At 52.4% G+C, this 18,060-nt stretch carries 17 protein-coding genes; 7 read left to right on the top strand and 10 right to left on the bottom strand.

The window, feature by feature from the left end; translation table 11 throughout:
* Positions 1–118 precede the first annotated feature (118 nt).
* The gene (locus tag JYB63_RS11295) at positions 119–1,207 is read right to left on the bottom strand and encodes a flavin monoamine oxidase family protein (protein ID WP_243431974.1); all 1,089 of its coding nucleotides are present in this window, start codon (positions 1,205–1,207) and stop codon (positions 119–121) included.
* A complete protein-coding gene (locus JYB63_RS11290; protein ID WP_205657962.1) occupies positions 1,207–1,944 on the bottom strand; it encodes a cupin domain-containing protein in 738 nt (245 codons plus the stop codon). Before JYB63_RS11290 ends, JYB63_RS11295 begins: the two co-directional genes overlap by 1 nt.
* Positions 1,945–2,189: 245 nt before the next feature.
* Here JYB63_RS11290 and sigZ point away from each other — a divergent pair, with 245 nt between their 5' ends.
* A complete protein-coding gene (gene sigZ / locus JYB63_RS11285; protein ID WP_205657961.1) occupies positions 2,190–2,747 on the top strand; it encodes an RNA polymerase sigma factor SigZ in 558 nt (185 codons plus the stop codon).
* A gap of 79 nt (positions 2,748–2,826) precedes the next feature.
* Positions 2,827–3,537 carry a glutathione S-transferase family protein gene (locus JYB63_RS11280; protein ID WP_205657960.1) on the top strand — a complete coding sequence of 237 codons (711 nt, stop codon included), beginning with the start codon at positions 2,827–2,829 and terminating at the stop codon, positions 3,535–3,537.
* Between the two features lie 85 nt (positions 3,538–3,622).
* On the opposite strand, the gene maiA is transcribed toward JYB63_RS11280, so the two are convergent.
* The 5 genes from maiA to hppD are packed head-to-tail and all read right to left on the bottom strand — an operon-like array spanning position 3,623 to position 8,161.
* Entirely contained in the window at positions 3,623–4,267 is a 645-nt protein-coding gene (maiA, locus tag JYB63_RS11275; RefSeq protein ID WP_205657959.1) for a maleylacetoacetate isomerase, read from the bottom strand.
* Entirely contained in the window at positions 4,261–5,535 is a 1,275-nt protein-coding gene (locus JYB63_RS11270) for an amino acid aminotransferase (RefSeq protein WP_205657958.1), read from the bottom strand. The genes maiA and JYB63_RS11270 overlap by 7 nt, the downstream gene beginning before the upstream one ends.
* A complete protein-coding gene (locus JYB63_RS11265; protein WP_205657957.1) occupies positions 5,522–6,505 on the bottom strand; it encodes a fumarylacetoacetate hydrolase family protein in 984 nt (327 codons plus the stop codon). The genes JYB63_RS11270 and JYB63_RS11265 overlap by 14 nt, the downstream gene beginning before the upstream one ends.
* A 14-nt stretch (positions 6,506–6,519) precedes the next feature.
* Positions 6,520–7,059 (bottom strand): VOC family protein, encoded by a 540-nt coding sequence (locus tag JYB63_RS11260; protein WP_205657956.1) that lies wholly within the window; start codon positions 7,057–7,059, stop codon positions 6,520–6,522.
* 1 nt (position 7,060) lies between these two features.
* Positions 7,061–8,161 (bottom strand): 4-hydroxyphenylpyruvate dioxygenase, encoded by a 1,101-nt coding sequence (gene hppD, locus JYB63_RS11255; RefSeq protein ID WP_205657955.1) that lies wholly within the window; start codon positions 8,159–8,161, stop codon positions 7,061–7,063.
* Positions 8,162–8,332: 171 nt separating this feature from the next.
* Between hppD and JYB63_RS11250 the strand changes: the two genes are divergently transcribed.
* From JYB63_RS11250 to JYB63_RS11230, 5 genes are all read left to right on the top strand, one after another.
* Complete coding sequence (locus JYB63_RS11250) at positions 8,333–8,800, top strand: MarR family winged helix-turn-helix transcriptional regulator (protein WP_205657954.1); 468 nt, start codon at positions 8,333–8,335, stop codon at positions 8,798–8,800.
* A 272-nt stretch (positions 8,801–9,072) separates the two neighbouring features.
* Positions 9,073–10,092, top strand: coding sequence for a TRAP transporter substrate-binding protein DctP (gene dctP, locus JYB63_RS11245; protein WP_205657953.1), 1,020 nt, complete (start codon positions 9,073–9,075; stop codon positions 10,090–10,092).
* Between the two features lie 137 nt (positions 10,093–10,229).
* Positions 10,230–10,829 carry a TRAP transporter small permease gene (locus JYB63_RS11240; protein ID WP_205657952.1) on the top strand — a complete coding sequence of 200 codons (600 nt, stop codon included), beginning with the start codon at positions 10,230–10,232 and terminating at the stop codon, positions 10,827–10,829.
* A complete protein-coding gene (locus JYB63_RS11235) occupies positions 10,826–12,127 on the top strand; it encodes a TRAP transporter large permease (protein WP_205657951.1) in 1,302 nt (433 codons plus the stop codon). The genes JYB63_RS11240 and JYB63_RS11235 overlap by 4 nt, the downstream gene beginning before the upstream one ends.
* Positions 12,128–12,250: 123 nt before the next feature.
* Positions 12,251–13,180 (top strand): LysR family transcriptional regulator, encoded by a 930-nt coding sequence (locus tag JYB63_RS11230; RefSeq protein ID WP_243431938.1) that lies wholly within the window; start codon positions 12,251–12,253, stop codon positions 13,178–13,180.
* A 150-nt stretch (positions 13,181–13,330) separates the two neighbouring features.
* Here JYB63_RS11230 and phhA read toward each other — a convergent pair whose 3' ends face one another.
* The 3 genes from phhA to JYB63_RS11215 all read right to left on the bottom strand — a co-directional run bounded on the left by phhA (position 13,331) and on the right by JYB63_RS11215 (position 18,043).
* Positions 13,331–14,116, bottom strand: a complete 786-nt coding sequence (gene phhA / locus JYB63_RS11225; RefSeq protein ID WP_205657950.1) for a phenylalanine 4-monooxygenase — start codon at positions 14,114–14,116, stop codon at positions 13,331–13,333.
* 70 nt (positions 14,117–14,186) lie between these two features.
* Positions 14,187–15,956 carry a cache domain-containing protein gene (locus tag JYB63_RS11220; RefSeq protein WP_205657949.1) on the bottom strand — a complete coding sequence of 590 codons (1,770 nt, stop codon included), beginning with the start codon at positions 15,954–15,956 and terminating at the stop codon, positions 14,187–14,189.
* 320 nt (positions 15,957–16,276) lie between these two features.
* Positions 16,277–18,043, bottom strand: a complete 1,767-nt coding sequence (locus JYB63_RS11215) for a PDC sensor domain-containing protein (protein ID WP_205657948.1) — start codon at positions 18,041–18,043, stop codon at positions 16,277–16,279.
* Positions 18,044–18,060: the final 17 nt, after the last annotated feature.

Here is an 18,060-nt window from a genome sequence, read left to right as displayed (position 1 = left end):
TCCGTGTAGCCTGCATTCATCACAACGATGTCCTGCTCTACACAGTAGCCCATCAATTTCCTTCCTGCAGAGAACCCGGCCAGCTCAGTTCCCCAAAAACACCAGTAAAATCGATAACTTAGTTAACCAGCCCCAGTGCCCTCAGTTGCATCAATCCATCATCCGCTGCTTCCAGTGCCCCTTCCAGCAAACCGCCTGACTGATGCGCCATTTCCGTCGCGGTGAACAGCAGCCCCTGTGATGCCAGCGTTTCCAGACTGTCCGGCAAGCCGTACTGAGGATGCCCTGCCAGCGGCTCGCGCCAGTCTTCATCCGTGGCAGAATACTTCTGCTCAGACCAGTTCTGAAAGCTGATACTGAGCGGGCTGGCAGCCTGCGCACCAAATAATCGCACCAATTGATCTGTGACCTGTTGCCGTAACGCCTCACTCCCGGTACCCCGGGGCAGTTGCTGAATAAAACCGAATAGCGCCCCGGCCGGTGTGTCCGGTAACGAAGCGTCATGAATCTCCTGTAACGGCCCAGACCGGCTGATCCCGTCTCCGGATAAATTCATATCCCGCCAGAATGGCGTTTCATATTCAGCAATCACCTTGGTAAAGCGCCCCATCCAGGTGGGAATTGCCTGCAAACTTTGCAGAGCATGCTCAGCAAGCGGTGGATCAAACTGTACGGTTTTGGCAATGACCCGGGGCGGAATCGCCAGCACAACGGCTTTGGCCTTTACGTACTGTTGCTCACCAGCACGATTCAGGGTCAGTTGCCAGCAGTGCGTTTCACCGGGCAGGTAACGCACCTTAGTCAGCGCAGTATTCAGCGTTAACCGTTGTTTATCCGACCGACTGATTAAATACCGGATCAGCGATCCCATTCCGTTTTCTACCCGTAAGGCCCCTTCCATCGTAGAAAAATTCAGCTGGCGAACCTCTCCGGGCATTTCTTCATAAACCAGATTTCCCCGGCTGTACTGGGGATAAGCGTTCAGGCCGGCGGCACGGATCAGCGCCGCCATCCCTGGCTGCCCCGGCCAGAACCATGAAGGGCCAAGATCGTATCCCTGCAACTTATCTGCACCGGTACACAGAATCCTGCCGCCAAAGCGTTCACGGGCTTCAAACAAATGGAAATCCGCCCCTGCAGCCTGCAGCGCTGCCGCCAGAGATAAACCGCTGATGCCACCGCCAATGATGGCAATATCGGTCTGCATCACCGCTCTGCTTTCCGGGCAGCTTCCAGATGGGTAAACGCAGAATCCTGCAACACTGCTTCCGTCAGGTGGCCACGTTTAACCCAGAGTTTTGCCCCCTGCTCACCGGCAGTCAGCTGCGCCGTCTGCCCGGCAGGTAAACGTATCCAGCCATGACGGCCATAGCGGCCATTACAGTCATCTTCAGGGGCGCCATTACAGGTCAGATCACCTTCCACCACCAGCACTTCCACTCCGCCGGAAGCACACAATTCAAAACTGGCACCCGGCTCGCAGAACTCCATCTGAACGTCTTCACGCGCATCTTTATATAAAGGGGTCACGGTCACCCCCTGACGCTGCGGGTCAGGCAAGGCACCGATTTTATCCGTGCTGATCCGCGCAAAGGTCCGGTCAGCAAGCGCAAACTGCCCCAGCTTCACAAAGATCACACAGCCTTCTTCAGCCCCGGGCGTATGCCGTGACGTCGGCGGATTACGCACGTAAGTGCCGGGAGGGTAATCACCGTGTTCATCCTGAAACACACCTTCCAGCACCAGAAACTCTTCCCCGCCGTGATGAATATGAGGCGAGAACGCACTGCCCGGCGCATAGCGGACAATCGATGTAGCCCGGGCGCCGTCATGGCCTAACCGGTCCAGCATACAGCGATCCACCCCCGGCATCGGTGATGCAACCCAGTCCGTATCTTCCGGTCTGGCACTGGCAGGCTGAGTAAAGTCGGCATTCAACTGCATGTAAAAGTCCTCTGCTAAAATCTGCCACTATCCTAAACTTTATCGGCACCGAGGATAAGTAAGCACAGTTTGGTACCCGGGTACTTTTCGGTACATCTTGCTGAAAATAAAGGTATTTAATTTTTACAGAAGAAATATATCTCAGATTTTCGTCTTTTCGGAAAACACGTCGTCTGTATATAGTCAGTCTGAAAAAATGCATCAGGTTACCGTTTTTCACGGCAGCCTAAACTCAGGAAATGTGTATGAATATAGAAACCGTCTGGAACCAGTACCAGGCCAGCCTGAAAGCCTTCCTTTATTCCCGGATCAACGATCCGGCAGATGCCGATGACCTGCTGCAGGACATTCTTATCAAGAGCTACCGCAACCTCGGCTCACTGCAATCACAGGGCAGCATCAAAGCCTGGCTGTTCCAGATTGCCAACCGCAGCCTGATAGATTTCTACCGCCGTAAAGGCAACCGCAAAGAATTCAACGCAGAACATCCGGATCTGGAAAACCTCTGGGAAACAGAAGACAACCATGGCGATCAGCCCTCCATGGCAGACTGTGTTGAACCGTTCATCAACGCCCTGCCCGAAGACAACGCCCGTTTACTGATGGCCATCGACATACAGGGGGAATCCCAGAAAGATTATGCCGCCAAAGAAGGCATTGCCTATTCCACCCTGAAATCCCGGGTACAGAAATCCCGCAACCTGCTCCGTGGGTTATTTGAAGAATGCTGCCACCTGAATCTGGATCATCAGGGCAATATTATGGAATTCACCCCAAAGGGTTCCCACTGCGAAAAATGCTGACAATTATTCAGGACAATATCGTCTTTTAACAAGCGGCCCCGTCTTAACAGGCAAATTCATTCAAGACGGAAACATTCACATGATTAAAATTGTCAGCTTTAAAATCTGCCCGTTCGTGCAGCGCGTCACCGGCTTACTGGAAGCGAAAAAGATTCCTTATGAACTGGAATACATCAGCCTGAAAGACAAACCTCAATGGTTTCTGGATATCTCCCCCACCGGTCAGGTGCCGATGCTGATTACCGAGTCCGGCAAAGCACTGTTTGAGTCTGACGCGATTATCGAATACATCGACGAAATCTCTGCCCCGGTGGAAGCTGGCCTGACACCGGAAGACCGAGCCTTCGACCGGGCCTGGAGTTATCAGGCCAGCAAGCACTATCTGGTTCAGTGCAGCACCATGCGTAGCGGTGATAAAGACACCCTGACTGAACGTACTGAAAAACTGGCTAAAGCCTTTGCCAAAGCGGAAAAGCAACTGGGAGAGGGAACATTCTTTAAAGGTGATCAGCTCAGCAACATCGACATCGCCTGGCTACCTTTGCTGCACCGGGCAGATATTATCCGGGAACACACCGGCTATGACCTGCTGAACGGCTACCCAAAAGTACAGGCATGGCAAGCCTCAGTCATGAAAACCGGGCTGGCAGAAGCCTCAGTGGCTGAAGACTTTGAAACCGCCTTCACAGACTTCTATCTGTCAGATCAGACCTGGCTGGGCAATCAGGACAAGTGCACACCGAGCAATAGCAGCGCCGATAACGCCTGCGCCAGTGGCACCTGCTGCTAAGCGATCTTTGCTATTAAAAGCAGCCACAAAAAACCACCTCAGTTGAGGTGGTTTTTCAGTAACGCCTTCAGACAACTCCTTGCCCTCAGTTAAAACAGTCCGGTTGTTCTTCCGGCTGGGCCTGCTTAAAAGCCGGTAGCCGGTTACAGTGTTTCCAGACCGATTCAATCAGCGGGTAAGCACTCATATCGCACTCAAAGCGTTTTGCGTTATACACCTGCGGAATCAGGCAGACATCCGCCAGCGTAACACAGTCACCAAAGCAAAATTTGCCGTTACAGTCGCTGGTCTGCAGGCTTTTTTCCAGTGCAGAGAATCCCACCTCAATCCAGTGACGGTACCATTTCATCTTATCTTCGTCGGATACATCCAGATCACTCTGCAGGTATTTCAGTACCCTCAGGTTATTCAGTGGATGCAGGTCAACGGCAATTTGCTGCGCCAGACTGCGGACCCGTGCCTTAGCCAGTGGATCAACCGGCAGTAATGGCATCTGTGGATAGACATCTTCCAGATACTCAATGATCGCCAGTGACTGGGTCAGCAGATGCTGATCCGTCTGCAGCGCCGGAACCAGCCCCTGAGGGTTAAGCGCCAGATATTCAGCCCCCTGTTGCTCACTTTGCAGCAGGTTCACCGGCAATTGCGCCCACTGCAGTTGCTTGTGGGCTAATACAATGCGCACCCGGTAAGCCGCCGAAGATCTGAAGTAACTGTAAAGTTCTAACATGCCTGCTCCTGATAACTGCCGGACGCCAGCGCACTGACGGTTGCAGCAATATGGGCAACAATTGTCGGCAAGTTAGTATCATTAAACCCCGACAGGTTTACCCGGCCATTACTGACAATATAGACGCCATACATCTGCTGCAGGTATTCAGTTTCCCGGACCGACAAGGGAAACAGTGCAAACATTCCCTGCCCTTCCTTTAAGAAACGCCAGTTTCGCTGGGGCACAGCCTTGCTCAGGGCAACATACAAAGCTTCTCGCACCCCACGTAACCGGGTATGAATCTCTTCCAGTTCACGCTGCCATATCGTCCGTAAATCTTCATCCTGCAAGATCCGCCGCACCAGCATGGCGCCGTGGGCTGGCGGGGTAAAATAATGCCGGGTCGCCAACTGCATCCACTGTTGCATCAGCGGTTGACGCAACGCTTCATTCTGCACCAGCGCCGCCACCATGCCGGTGCGGTCCCGGTACAGGCCAAAGTTCTTGGAACAGGTATAACACAGCAACAGCTCTGGCATTGCCCGGGCCATAATCCGCAAGCCAGAGGCATCCGCTTCCAGACCATTGCCCAGCCCGTGGTAGGCCATATCGACGATCGGTAGCAACTTTTGTTGCTGGCAGAACGCCGTCAACTCATGCCACTCATCATCAGATAAATCCAGCCCGGTTGGATTATGACAACTGGCCTGCAGTAATACCGCATCCCCGGGTTTAGCTGCCCGCAGCGAATCCAGCATGGAATCAAAGCCCTGTCGGCCCTGCTGCGGATCATAATACGCATAGGTCCCCTGCTCGGTACCGCTGGCTTCAGCAATAGGGCGGTGAACCTGCCAGGTACTGTCACTCAGCCACAGACAAACCTCAGGATTCATCTGCTTGAGTAATTCAAATGCCAGCCGCAGCGCACCCACCCCACCGGGGGTCTGGGCACAGGCCAGCCGGGTACTCAGCTGATCCGCTAACGGCTTACCCAGCGCCAGTTCAGCGATGGCTTCACAGAACGCCTGATCCCCCAGCGGGCCTATATAGGCTTTATCCGCCTCGGTATCCACCCGCCACTGTTCTGCCGCTTTAACCGCCCGGAACACTGGTGAACGGTTAAGGGAATCCCGGTAGACCCCAATGCCCAGATCCACCTTTTCAGTCCGGTCATCCTTACGGTAAGCCTGTAACAGGGCAAATATCGGATCTTCTTCAGCAACCGCGCCAGCAGGCTTCAGCAGCGGGCCGGTAACAGATTGATTCTGACCGTTACGGGTTAACATAACGGCTCACCTTCTGATCGATCTCACCAAAAATAGAATGGCCTTCAGCATCCTGCATATCAATCTGAATACGGTCACCGAACTTCATAAATTCAGTCACCGGCTTGCCCCCGGCAATGATTTCCAGCATCCGTACTTCTGCCAGACAGCAGGAACCGCTGGAGCGGTCATTATTAGACACCGTGCCTGAACCGATAATCGTACCGGCACTCAGCGGCCGGCTTTTCGCCGCATGGGCAATCAGCTGGCCGAAATCAAAGATCATATCCACGCCGGCATTAGGCTCACCCACTAATTCACCGTTGAGGATTGCCCGCAGCGGTAAATGCAGTTTGCCCGCCTGCCAGGCATCCCCCAGCATACCGGGTGTGACCGCCACCGGAGAAAACGCACTGGACGGTTTGGACTGATAAAAACCAAACCCTTTCGCCAGCTCACCGGGAATCAGGTTACGCAAAGAAACGTCATTCACCAGCATTACCAGCTGTATATGTTGCAAGGCCGCTTCCGGTGAAACGCCCATTGGTACATCGTCCAGCACCACGGCGACTTCCGCCTCAAAATCGATGCCCCAGGCTTCGTCCGCTACTTCGATATCGTCCCGCGGTCCGATGAATGCATCCGAGCCGCCCTGATACATCAGCGGATCAACCCAGAAGCTGTCAGGAATCTCAGCATTACGGGCTTTTCGTACCAGCTCCACATGGTTCACATAGGCCGAACCGTCGGCCCAGTGAAACGCCCGTGGTAACGGTGAATCACAGTTTTCAGGCTGAAAAGCTTCACCCTGTATGTCGCCGTTTTCCAGTGAGGTAAATACCCGTGCCAGTTGTGGTGCACACTCGCTCCAGTGATCCAGTGCTGACTGCAAAGTCACCGCAATTTCCGGTACGGCGATACAACGGTCCATCTGAGTATTAACCACCACCAGACGACCGTCGCGTCCACCCTTTAAAGATGCAAGTTTCATAGCTTATCCTGTTATTAATCCATTGGTACTGAAGCGTCATGCAGCCAGGCTGCATGTTTTGGTGCCCGCTTGGTCTGATCCCACTCTTCCAGCATCGCCGGGGCCACTTCGTACAGTTTTTCCAGCATGCCCGGCTTAGCCGTATTGGCAGCAATTTCCAGGCGGTGGCCGTTCGGGTCAAAGAAATAAATTGATTTAAAAATGGTGTGTTCTACCGGGCCGATAACCTCCAGTCCGGCATCCAGCACCTTCTGTTTTGCCGCCAGCAAGGCATCCATGTCTTCCACTTCAAAAGCAATATGCTGCACCCACGCCGGGGTGTTCGGATCTTTGCCCATCGGCGGCGAATTAGGTATTTCGAAAAATGCCAGAACATTGCCGTTACCCGCATCCATGAAAACATGCATGTACGGGTCCGGCGCCTTGGTAGAAGGCACTTCGTTTTCCGCAATGGCCAGCTGGAAATCCATGCCCAGTACCTGCTGATAAAAGGTCACGGTTTCCTTGGCGTTATTGCAGCGGTAAGCCACGTGGTGAATGCGCTGAATATTCATCTCAGGCTCCTTTCTGATCGGCTGCGGTACCGGACTGATCGATTACGCCGCGGGCCACCTGATCCCGTTCGATGGATTCGAACAGGGCCTTAAAGTTACCTTCGCCAAAACCGTCGTCCTGCTTGCGCTGAATAAACTCAAAAAATACCGGCCCGATAACCGTGTCAGAGAAGATCTGCAACAACAAGCGGGGCTCATCACCTTCTGTGCTGCCGTCAAGCAGAATTCCCCGGGCCTGTAATTCATCCACAGGTTCACCGTGGCCGGGCAAACGCTCTTCCAGCATGTCGTAATAGGTCGCCGGTGGCGGGGTCATAAAGGTAACCCCGCGGGCTTTCAGCTTGTCCCAGGCTTCCAGCAAGTTGTCGCAGGAAAAGGCAATGTGCTGAATACCTTCACCGTTATAAGCCATCAGAAACTCTTCAATCTGGCCACCCTGGGACGCTTCTTCATTCAGCGGAATACGGATACGTCCGTCCGGTGCGGTCATCGCTTTAGATAACAGACCGGTGTACTCACCCTTGATATCGAAGTAACGGATTTCACGGAAGTTAAAAATCTTTTCATAAAAACCGGCCCAGTAATCCATCCGGCCGCGGTAGACGTTATGGGTCAGGTGATCTATAACCTTAAAGCCACAACCTTCCGGATGGCGGTCAACACCGTCAATGTATTCAAAATCGATATCATAAATAGAACTGCCATCCTGATAGCGATCGATCAGATACAGCGGCGCACCGCCTATACCTTTAATGGCCGGTAAACGCAGTTCCATCGGTCCGGTGGGAATTTCCACCGGCTGCGCACCCAGCTGCAGGGCCCGGTGGTAAGCGTGGTGGGAGTTTTTCACCCGGAACGCCATACCACAGGCTGACGGACCATGCTCTTCCGCAAAATAATGGGCGTTACTGCCCGGCTCGTAGTTGATAATGAAGTTAATGTCACCCTGACGGAACAGGACCGCATCTTTTGACCGGTGACGGGCAATACAGGTAAAGCCCATCATCTCGAAAACCGGTTCCAGATGACCCCGTTCAGAGGCAGAAAACTCCACAAATTCAAAGCCATCCAGGCCCATAGGATTTTCAAAAAGATCGGTCATGTTATGCTCCTGCTGGTAACGGAACGAAAAACGACAGGTACGGCGACGCTGCGTTTTGCTCCGGATATAATTATTATTAGTTGAAACAGAGTGATCTGAATCAATAGTTGTTGATGCAACAATTATTGGTTGCGAGCGCAACTATTGTCAAGCCCTGACCCGGAAGAGCCTATGAAAAATACTCACGACACCCCTGATATCATTACGCTGGAAGACTTCATGCCTTACCGGTTATCAGTGTTGTCCAATAAAGTCAGTACCATCATCGCCGCGACCTATGAGGGGAAATTCGGTATCTCAGTCACTGAATGGCGCATCATGGCGGTACTGGGTGAATACCCGGATGCATCCGCGGATTTTGTCTCAGTCAAAACCCAGATTGAAAAGTCCATCATCAGCCGGGCAATCGCCAAGTTATTACAGCGCAAGCTGATCGAACGGGAATTCGACGCCGATGACCGTCGCCGTTCTGTGCTGAATCTGTCTGAGACCGGCCGTGATGTGTACCGGGAGATCGTGCCGGTATCCTTTGCCTACGAAGACAAATTACTGGAGTGTTTTAACGCAGAAGAACAGGAACAGTTCAGTACTCTGATCAGCCGCCTCTACAGCCACGCTGAACAAATCGAACAAAAATAGTGCTTCACTTGCATTTAAATTGCCTTTCACACCGGCATTCAGCCGGTGTAATTCTTCTTATCGGCCATGCAAGGCTGAATAAAAATTGTCAAAACGCGACCTGCTAAACCGTTGTAATTACACCCTCTTACGCCTTACTTAATCGTTTAATTAACTATATTAAACCTATTTGAAATTTATCCGGCCCCCGCCATCACTGAGAATCGTCTACCGGTTCAGTACTACACACGTCTGAACACTTTCAAGACCAACAAAAAATATTAGAGGTCGTTATGACGATAAAAACTACTATCAAGTCTTTGGTTGCTGCATGCACAACTGCAACGGTTTTATCACTGCCAATGGCTACTCAGGCCAATGCCGGTGATGATTTCATTCTGGCTCACGCCTACCCTGCCGATCACATTTTCCACATGGCTTCGGAAACCTTCATTGAAGAAATGAAGAGCAACAATTCAGAACTGGAAGTCAGCTACCACCCGGGCGGCGACCTGGGCGACTGGGCATCCATTTTTGAGCAAAGCATGGAAGGCGTAGTGCCGATGACCATGAGCTTTGGTGCATCTGAATATGATCCCCGCCTGGACCTTTCCTGGCTGGCCTACGTAGTTGATAACTGGGACGATGCCCGTAAAGTTTACGGTCCGAACGGTCAGATGACCGACGTCTATAACGAAATCCTCGGCGATCTGGATCTGGAAATTCTTGGTACCATTCCTACTGGTTTCGGCTCTCTGGCGGTCCGTAAAGGGGTTAACCGTGTGCCGACCAGCTTCCTGGAAGATGCTCAGGGCTTCAAAATGCGGGTGCCACCAGCACCGGTTGCCATTGAACGTTTCAAGAACTGGGGCTTCACTGCAGTTCCGATGCCGTTTGCTGAACTCTACACCGCTTTACAGTTAGGCACTGTTGATGGCCGCGCCTTCGGTCCGTCTGTAGAGATCTGGCAAATGCGTGACGTGCTGGAAAGTTACGTCCTGACCAAAGATTACTTCGAACACGCGTTCTGGGTAGTCAACAAGTCCTGGATGGACAGCCTGCCTGAAGCAGAACAGAAAAAGATCCGTGATGCGGCTGAAGTTACCATGACCAAGGTCTGGGCTGAAGCACAGAGCATTGATGAAGGTTTCCTGGCAAAAGTGCAGGAAAATGGCATCAACGTCGTCGAACTGTCGCCGGCTGAGCTGAAAAAAGCCAAGAGCATCATTTACGAGAAAGAATGGCCGTTCATGGAAGAGATTGTTGGCACCGAAATCATGAACAAGATGCGGGCGATCGCCGGTATCAACTGATCATGCACTTCTTGCCCCGGATCCGGGGCTTTTTTACACAGTCTCCGGGGCATATTTGCACCGGAGACGTAAATCAGCCGCGCCGCAATGCCTGATACCTCAGGATTGTCCGTCGCCCAACTGAACGGATCAGTGTTATGCAAACGCCCGAAATACTGTCGTCCGGCAATGAAACGCTGGCTACCCAGCCTGCCGGTCCCCAATCCTCCAGCCTCCTCAAAAAATGTTTAGTCCGTTTTGAAGCGCTTCTCAATCATATCTTCAGAACACTGATGCTCTTCGCCGGCCTGATGCTCGCCGTGCTGATGTTTGCTCAGGTAATTATGCGCTACGTCCTGGAATCACCTTTCACCGGTATTGAGGAAGCCTCCATTTTACTCGCCGTCTGGGTGTACTTTCTGGGCATGGGCTATGCCACCCGGCAACACGACCACATCCACGGCGGCATTCTGTCTCTGGTGGTTAAAGATCCCTATAAAACCCAGCTGTTCCGTCTCTTTGGCTCGCTGATCTGTATGCTGGCCGCCTGTGTTTTTGGCTACTTCGCCTGCAAATACGCGCTGAAAGAAATTGACCGTGGCCGCCTGAGCATCAACCTGCGCTGGCCCCGCGGCATCTGGAGCGCCAGCATGATTGTCGGATTTGCCATGATGGTAGGCTACTTCCTGCTTAACGCTATCGGCCAGATTCGTCAGCTGCGCACGATGAAAACCACCTGCCAGGAGTCACAGCAATGATTTTATTTCTACTGGCGATGCTGATTATCGTCGCCCTGATTCTGATTGAAATTCCGGTGGCCTTTGCCTTCGGTATTGGTGCAATGCTGTTTACCTTCAGCACCGGTAACGACATTTCGTTTCTGATTCCCCACGGTTTTAAAACCGCCAGTGGCTTTGCCCTGCTGGCCCTGCCCCTGTTTATTCTCGCTGGCCTGCTGATGGCTGAAGGGGGCATTTCAGAGCGGCTGTTAAACTTTGTTAACGCACTGGTTGGCCGGATCAAAGGCGGACTGGGTGCTGTCACCGTGCTGACCTGCGCCTTATTCGGCGCAATTTCAGGCAGTTCATCTGCAGCCATCGCCGCGGTTGGCCAGATCATGATTCCACGCATGGTGCGTGAAGGTTATCCGGAAGGTCATGCAACCGCGCTGGTTGCCTGTTCTTCGGTTCTGGCGCTGCTGATCCCTCCCAGCATCCCGATGATTATCTTTTCCATTACCGGTGGTTTGTCGGTGGGTGCAGCGTTTCTGTCGACGATTATTCCCGGCATTCTGCTTACCCTGATTTACTGTGCACTGAATATCTGGTTCCTGAAAGATAACCCGGATATCCAAACCTCCCCGGCAGTGCCTTTTAAAACCGCGGCCAAACAGGTAGCCGTTTCCGGTTACAAGGCCTTATTTGCCCTGCTCATGCCACTGATTATTCTTGGCGCAATTTACAGCGGCATTGCCACCCCAACGGAAGCCGCAGCCATAGCGGTTATTTATGCCATTCCGGTTGGCTTGCTGATCTACAAAGGCATGACCTTTCGCAGCCTGGGCAGTGTTACCATCCGTGCAGTCACCATGACCGGCTCGATCATGGCGGTACTGTTCTTCCTGTTCATCATGAGCCGGGCGATGATCCTTGAGCAAATCCCGAAAGAACTGGCTGAAGCCCTGCTGCAAATCTCAGAAAACAAGTATGTGATTCTGTTGCTGATTAACCTGTTATTGCTGCTGATCGGTATGATTGTGGATGATATTTCCGGCAGCGTGCTGGCGGCGATAATCTTCCTGCCGGTAGTTAACGCGCTGGGCATCGATCCGATTCATTTTGCCGCCATTGTCGGGGTAAACCTTGGGTTGGGTAACGTCTCCCCACCCTGTGCGCCCATGCTGTATATGGCTGGCGGGGTCAGTAAACTCTCACTGGACAGGTACCTGACACCCACGCTGAAGTTCCTGTGTCTGGGCCACTTACCCATGGTTCTGCTGGTCACCTTTATACCGGAACTGTCACTGTTTTTACCCAAACTGCTACTGGGTTACTAAACTTTATTAAACGCACCGGTATCCGGCACTGTACACTGCCGGATACCGGCTGACAGGCAACCGACCCTGTGGTTATCAGATCCGGCTGCTACAACAAACAATCAACAGGAGACTGGGATTACTTTGAATAAACATGTCATTGGTCAGTTAAGCGATGTGGATCTTCGTCTCCTGCGAATCTTCCGGGTCATTGTGGAAGCAGGCGGATTTTCCGCCGCTGAAGTGGTGCTGAACATCAGCAGTGCTGCCATCAGCGTGGCGGTTTCCGATCTGGAAACCCGGCTGGGATTTCGCCTTTGTCAGCGGGGCCGTTCCGGTTTCTCCCTGACAGAAGAAGGCCGGGAGATTTATGAATATATCCTGCAACTGTTCTCTTCCATTGAAGACTTCAAAACCCAGATCAACGGTTTGCACACCCAGCTCAAGGGTGAGCTGAATATCGGCATTACCGACACACTGGTGAGCATGCCAAAGATGACCATTACCAACAGCCTGGCGTTACTGAAAGATCAGGGGCCGGATGTGGTGATTAATATCTGGATGATGCCGCCAAATGATGTGGAACTGGGTATTCTCAAAGGCCGATTGCATGTGGGGATTATGCCCACGACAAAGCAAATCAGCGGACTGGAATACCACGATCTCTATAGCGAACGTTCACAACTGTACTGTGAAGCCAGCCACCCACTTTTTCGTAGCGAAGATAATGCTCAGGTTGATCAGTGGCCTGCCGTGCTGCCTGCCTATGTACAGAGTGCCGAGATCAAAACCCACCAGCAATGTCTCAGCACCGAAGCGGCAGCGACCGCCACTGACCGGGAAGGGATCGCCTTTTTGATTTTAACCGGACGCTATATTGGCTATCTGCCGGACCATTTTGCCCAGCCCTGGGTAAACGAAGGCCGCCTGCACGCAATTGAACCACAAACATATTTTTACGATACCCGATTTTCGTACGTTACCCGCAAAAGCACGCCGAAGAATCTGGTGCTGAAAGCGTTTCTGCAACACATGGCAGCACAGGCAGACCAGACAGCACCGTCCAGCGGATAAAAAAACGGCACCTCTGCCGCACAGAGATGCCGTTAAATAATCAGAATAAGGAGTTACTTTATTCTGCTGCACAGTTTACGACTCACTCTAAAGTCGATAAATCATCATTTTTTAAAGTAAAGATTACATAATCAGTACGTATTTAAATCTTCACACCGCCTCTGGGAATTTTGCCGGCAATAACCCCAAATCCATGGCCTGATGCACCAGTGCCATCAGGTCCAGCCGGGTCAGGGCAGTCATATGCGCAAGGTCATCCAACAGGAAATATTCCGGCTGCATAATATCAATCCGGTAGGGTGTTCTCAGAACCTGTAAAGGCTCAAGAGGGCTAATCTGTGCTTCGTGGCTGAAGGCATAACGGGTTTCACCGGGAGAAGAAAGGATACCGCCACCGATGACCCGGAAACTGTCACCGTGACGCACCAGACCAAACTCCACGGTAAACCAGTACAACCGGGCCAGATAAACCCTTTCCTGAGGGGTTGCCGAGACCCCCAGCTTGCCGTAGTGGGCGGTAAAGTCGGCAAAATGCCGGTTGGTCAGCATCGCACAGTGGCCAAAGATCTCATGGAAAATATCCGGCTCTTTAATGTAATCCAGATCCTTACGGGAACGGATAAAGGTCGCCACCGGAAAACGCCGCTGGGAAAGCAACTCAAAGAAACGGTCGAAGCCAATCAGCGCCGGCACAGCGGCCGTCTTCCACCCGGTTGCAGGCTCCAGCACCCGATCCACTTCGCGAAGCTGCGGTATTCGGTCATCCGGCAGATCCAGCAATTCCAGGCCGGATAAAAACTCATCGCAGGCAGCGTCCTGAATACAGGCCATCTGCCGGGTAATCAGTGTCTTCCAGATGGCATTCTCAGCATCACTGTAATCAATGTTGCCGGCGCTATCCGGTTGTCTGGCGATATATTCCGTTTGCTGCTTCATAGATTGCCCCGTTGTCTCATCGGCCTTCACCTGCTGATTTAAGTATAGACAGGTAAAACCCTTCGATTACTCATCCGGAGGTTAACCGGCGGCGAACAGCAGGCTTATCCCGGCTCCGCTCCGGCAGCAGAATGCTGCCCAGAAACCCCGCCAGCGCTTCACAGAATGACAGTTTTTCCACACAGGTATCCTGATCCAGCGGGGCCAGCAATGCCATCACCCCGACAGCTGCGCCCTTAACATTTAACAGGGGCACCGCCAACATGCACATTTCACAGTTAAAGTGTGCCTTAAGGCCGCCAATCACCAGCGGGTCTTCCGCAGACAACGGACCTTCCAGGGTTTCTGCCGATAAATAAACACGGGACAGCAAGCTGTCCAGCTGCAAAGGAATAATTGTTTCAAGGTATTGCGCGGCCCGTAATCCGGGAAAGTGCCCCGCCGCTAACGACAGATTCTGTTCGTCACGGGCCAGATAGATCATCACCCCGTCACACTGCACCAGCCGCTGTAATTCACTGCAGACATAACCGGCCCGGGCCTTACTGTCCGGATAGGCGGTGGTGCGTTTCAGCAATCCGAACAGATCATCAAAACTGTGCTGCATTTCATCCATTACGTGGTGCAGATCATCCACTTCCGCGATGCCTGTATCAGTAAAACTGTTGTTAAATTTAAAACGCTTAATTTCCCGACCATGCTCAATCAGATCCACCAGTGGCAACGCCAGCCGCCGGGTCATCAGCCAGGTTAACGGCAATGCAATCAGCAACAGGGCCAGAATGATCACCCCGCCTTCTTTACGAATCCGGTAAGCTTCCGCCAGTAAATCATTCTCCGGTGTCAGTAACAGCAGCTGAAACTCAGCCTCGGGAATGGGCGTCAGGGTCTTCAGCTGCCCCTGCCAGGTGTCCCCCTGAAAACTGACACTGAAGGTTTTATCGGTACCGTCCGGTAAATGGCTGACCTGACTCATCAGCGGATGCTGCAAATCTGCCAGTGTCTTCAGTTGTACCTCGTTATCCGTGGCACTACTGATCAGATTATCTGACCGGTTATAGGCCAGCACCCGCTGCTGATTATCCAGAATCAGCAAATGACTGTTAGGGCTGATCCGCTGCTGCTGTACCGATTTGGCCAGCATATCCAGGGAAATATCACCGGCGATTACCGCCGCATCCACGGTATTAATCTGTGTGTAGGTGACCCCCACCTTACGGATAAAAAAGTACAGGTAAGGGTCCGTCAGTTTACCTTCTCCCCGCCCGTCCACGGCCAGCTTAAACCAGCCGCGCTTGCGGGGATCGTATTCTGTAGGTAAATATTCTGACGGCCCGAGTGGCACCAGATTCTCATCAAAAAACAGCCGCTGAATACGGCGAGGGCTGCGGGCAAAACGAATGTTATCCACGGCGTAGACAGCTTGTCTGGGGGCACTGAACACATCCCGCATATGGTCATCATTCATCACCCGGACAATGAAGAAATCGCCGTTAGCATAACCTACTTCAAGGGCGGTCAGTTCCGGACGGTTTTCCAGTGCCGCGGCCAGCAAAGGCAGGCTGCGTAACCGGGCAGAAATATTATTGGCAGTGGTAAGTTTGGTTTGCAGCAGTAAATTAACTGTCTGGGCAACCGGTGCATAGCTGCGTTGAAACTCAAGTTCCACATTGAGTCTGAGCTGCTCAAGGTAGTCCCCCGAGGCACTGTTAATTAACTGACGGGTCTGGTGATAATTATAAATCCCCAGGCTGCCCCCCAGTATCAGCACCAGTAATACAGCCAGCGTGGATATATGCAAATGTATAGGACAGCGTCGCAGCCTGTGCCAGGAATTCATGTAGGTGCTCCCGTGCGGTGAAATCCTTTCATTGAAGATCACAGCCCGACATTCCCAGCGCACAGATCTCTTCCCTTTATTTTTGTCCGTAAAACTGACTGCCAGAGCCTCCCCGGCCAACCGGCAAACAACGGTTCTTGTCACGTATTTTTTACGTGCAAATTAAAGGTAGTCCAAAATCTGAGTTTTTCTGTCAGGTATTGCCCAAAATGAGGCCAGATAGCCGGATTCAAAACCCGGCAAAACGCCGATAAACTATTATCCGGCTAACATCTGTGAAGAATGCCCGGCAGCACAAACAAAGGTAACGGTATAACTGTTCAGGAAGAAGAAGGGGAAGAGGCAGAATCAGCAACCAGCTTCTCGTGATCAGCATGTTCCAGACAATTCGCAGCAAACCCCGCCAGCGCCTCTACAAATGCCCGCTGCTGATCCCGGCTGTCACTGTGTTTTTCCAGCAATACCAGCACCCCACGGATATGACCGGAAATCAGAGGGACCGTAGTTAAACGCAGCTCATCCGTAAACTGGTTGGACAACGCACCGAATACCAGCGGATCTTCGGTGCGTAAATCAGCACACTGGCTGCTGCGCATCTCAACCGTCCGGGCAATGACCGAATCCAGTACCAGAGGAATCTGTACCGGCAGGTTGGCCGCACTGGGAATAGTTTTATAGCCGGTGCCAGCCAGATACATATGCTGCTTATCCCGGGGGCGGTACAGCAACACACCTTCATAACCGGTAATCTGCTGTAAGTCTTTGGTTAACAGCTCCGTCAGCCCTTCCGGATTTCGCTGCCGGTTAAGTTGTTCTAACTGGCGAATGAAGACACGCAGTGTTTGCTGCATCACGCCCATGGCGGTGGCCAGCTCAACAATTTCCTTAATCCGGGAGCGGTTTTCGATCTGATACCCCAGATGAAAACGCTGAATTTCCTGGCTTTGCCAGACCAGCCGCTGTAATGCCAGCGTTACCCGGCGGGCAATCCACCAGGTCAGCGGCAAAAACATTAACAGCAGCACAAACGCAATCAGCGTACTGTTGCGGCGGATATCATAGGCTTCAGCCAATAACTCCTGCTCAGGTGTCAGTAATAGTAGCTGAAACTGTGCCTGGGGAATCGGTACCAGTAATTTCAGAGAACCCTGCCAGGTCTGATCCTGGTAGGTCAGCTCAAACTGTTTCTCTGAGCCGTCCAGCCGGGAGGCTGCCAGCTCCAGCAAAGGCTGTTGTAAATCATTGATATGTAACAGCCTGACCCGTTCATCGGTGGCACTGTACACAGGGTCCGGCCGCCGGTTATAGGCAAGCACACCGCGGGTTTTATCCAGAATAAGTAAATGGCTGCCAGGGGTGATTTTCTGTTCCTGAACCGAGGCACTCAGTACATCCAGCGCGATATCCCCGGCCACAACCGCATTACCATCCGGGCTGGACTGGGAATACGTCACGCCTACTTTGCGGATAAAGAAATACAGATACGGCTCAGTCAGACGCCCTTCTGCATCCGCATCAGCCGCCTGTGTATACCAGTCCCGCTGCCGTGGGTCATATTGCGTGGGCATCAGCTGTGTACTGCCCACCTGCACAGAATCCGCGTTAAGAAACACCCTTTCAATGCCCCGGTCGACGTTATCAAACTGAATATTATCCACCAGAAAAGCAGCATCCTGCGGAGCATCAAATACTTGCCGCATATGCTGATCATTAATCACCCGGACAATGAAGTAATCACCATTTTGATAAGCCACTTCCAGCGCTGCCAGTTCCGGCTGGTCCTGCAGGGCGGTAATCAGTAAGGGCAACTGCACCATACGCTGTTCAAACGTAGTGGCACTGACAAGCGGTGTTTTGGTAAGCAAGTGAACGGTTTGTGCAATGGGGGCGTAGCTACGCTGAAAATCCAGCTCGATTTTCTGGCGGGACTCTTCAAACACATCGCTGGCGGCACTGCGGATTAACTGGCTTGCCTGATAGTAATTGTAGAAGGTCAGTACACCGCCCAGGCAGAACACCAGAAACAGCGCAAAAGTAGAAATATGGATGTGCAGCGGATAACTCTTAAAGCGATTCCAACGTTCCATATTCCTCCTCCGGGAAT

This window comes from Aliamphritea spongicola, from assembly GCF_017051665.1.
GTDB lineage: Bacteria > Pseudomonadota > Gammaproteobacteria > Pseudomonadales > Balneatricaceae > Amphritea > Amphritea spongicola.
The sequence above is the reverse complement of the archived record's forward strand: the minus strand, read 5'-3'. Positions and strand labels throughout refer to the sequence as shown.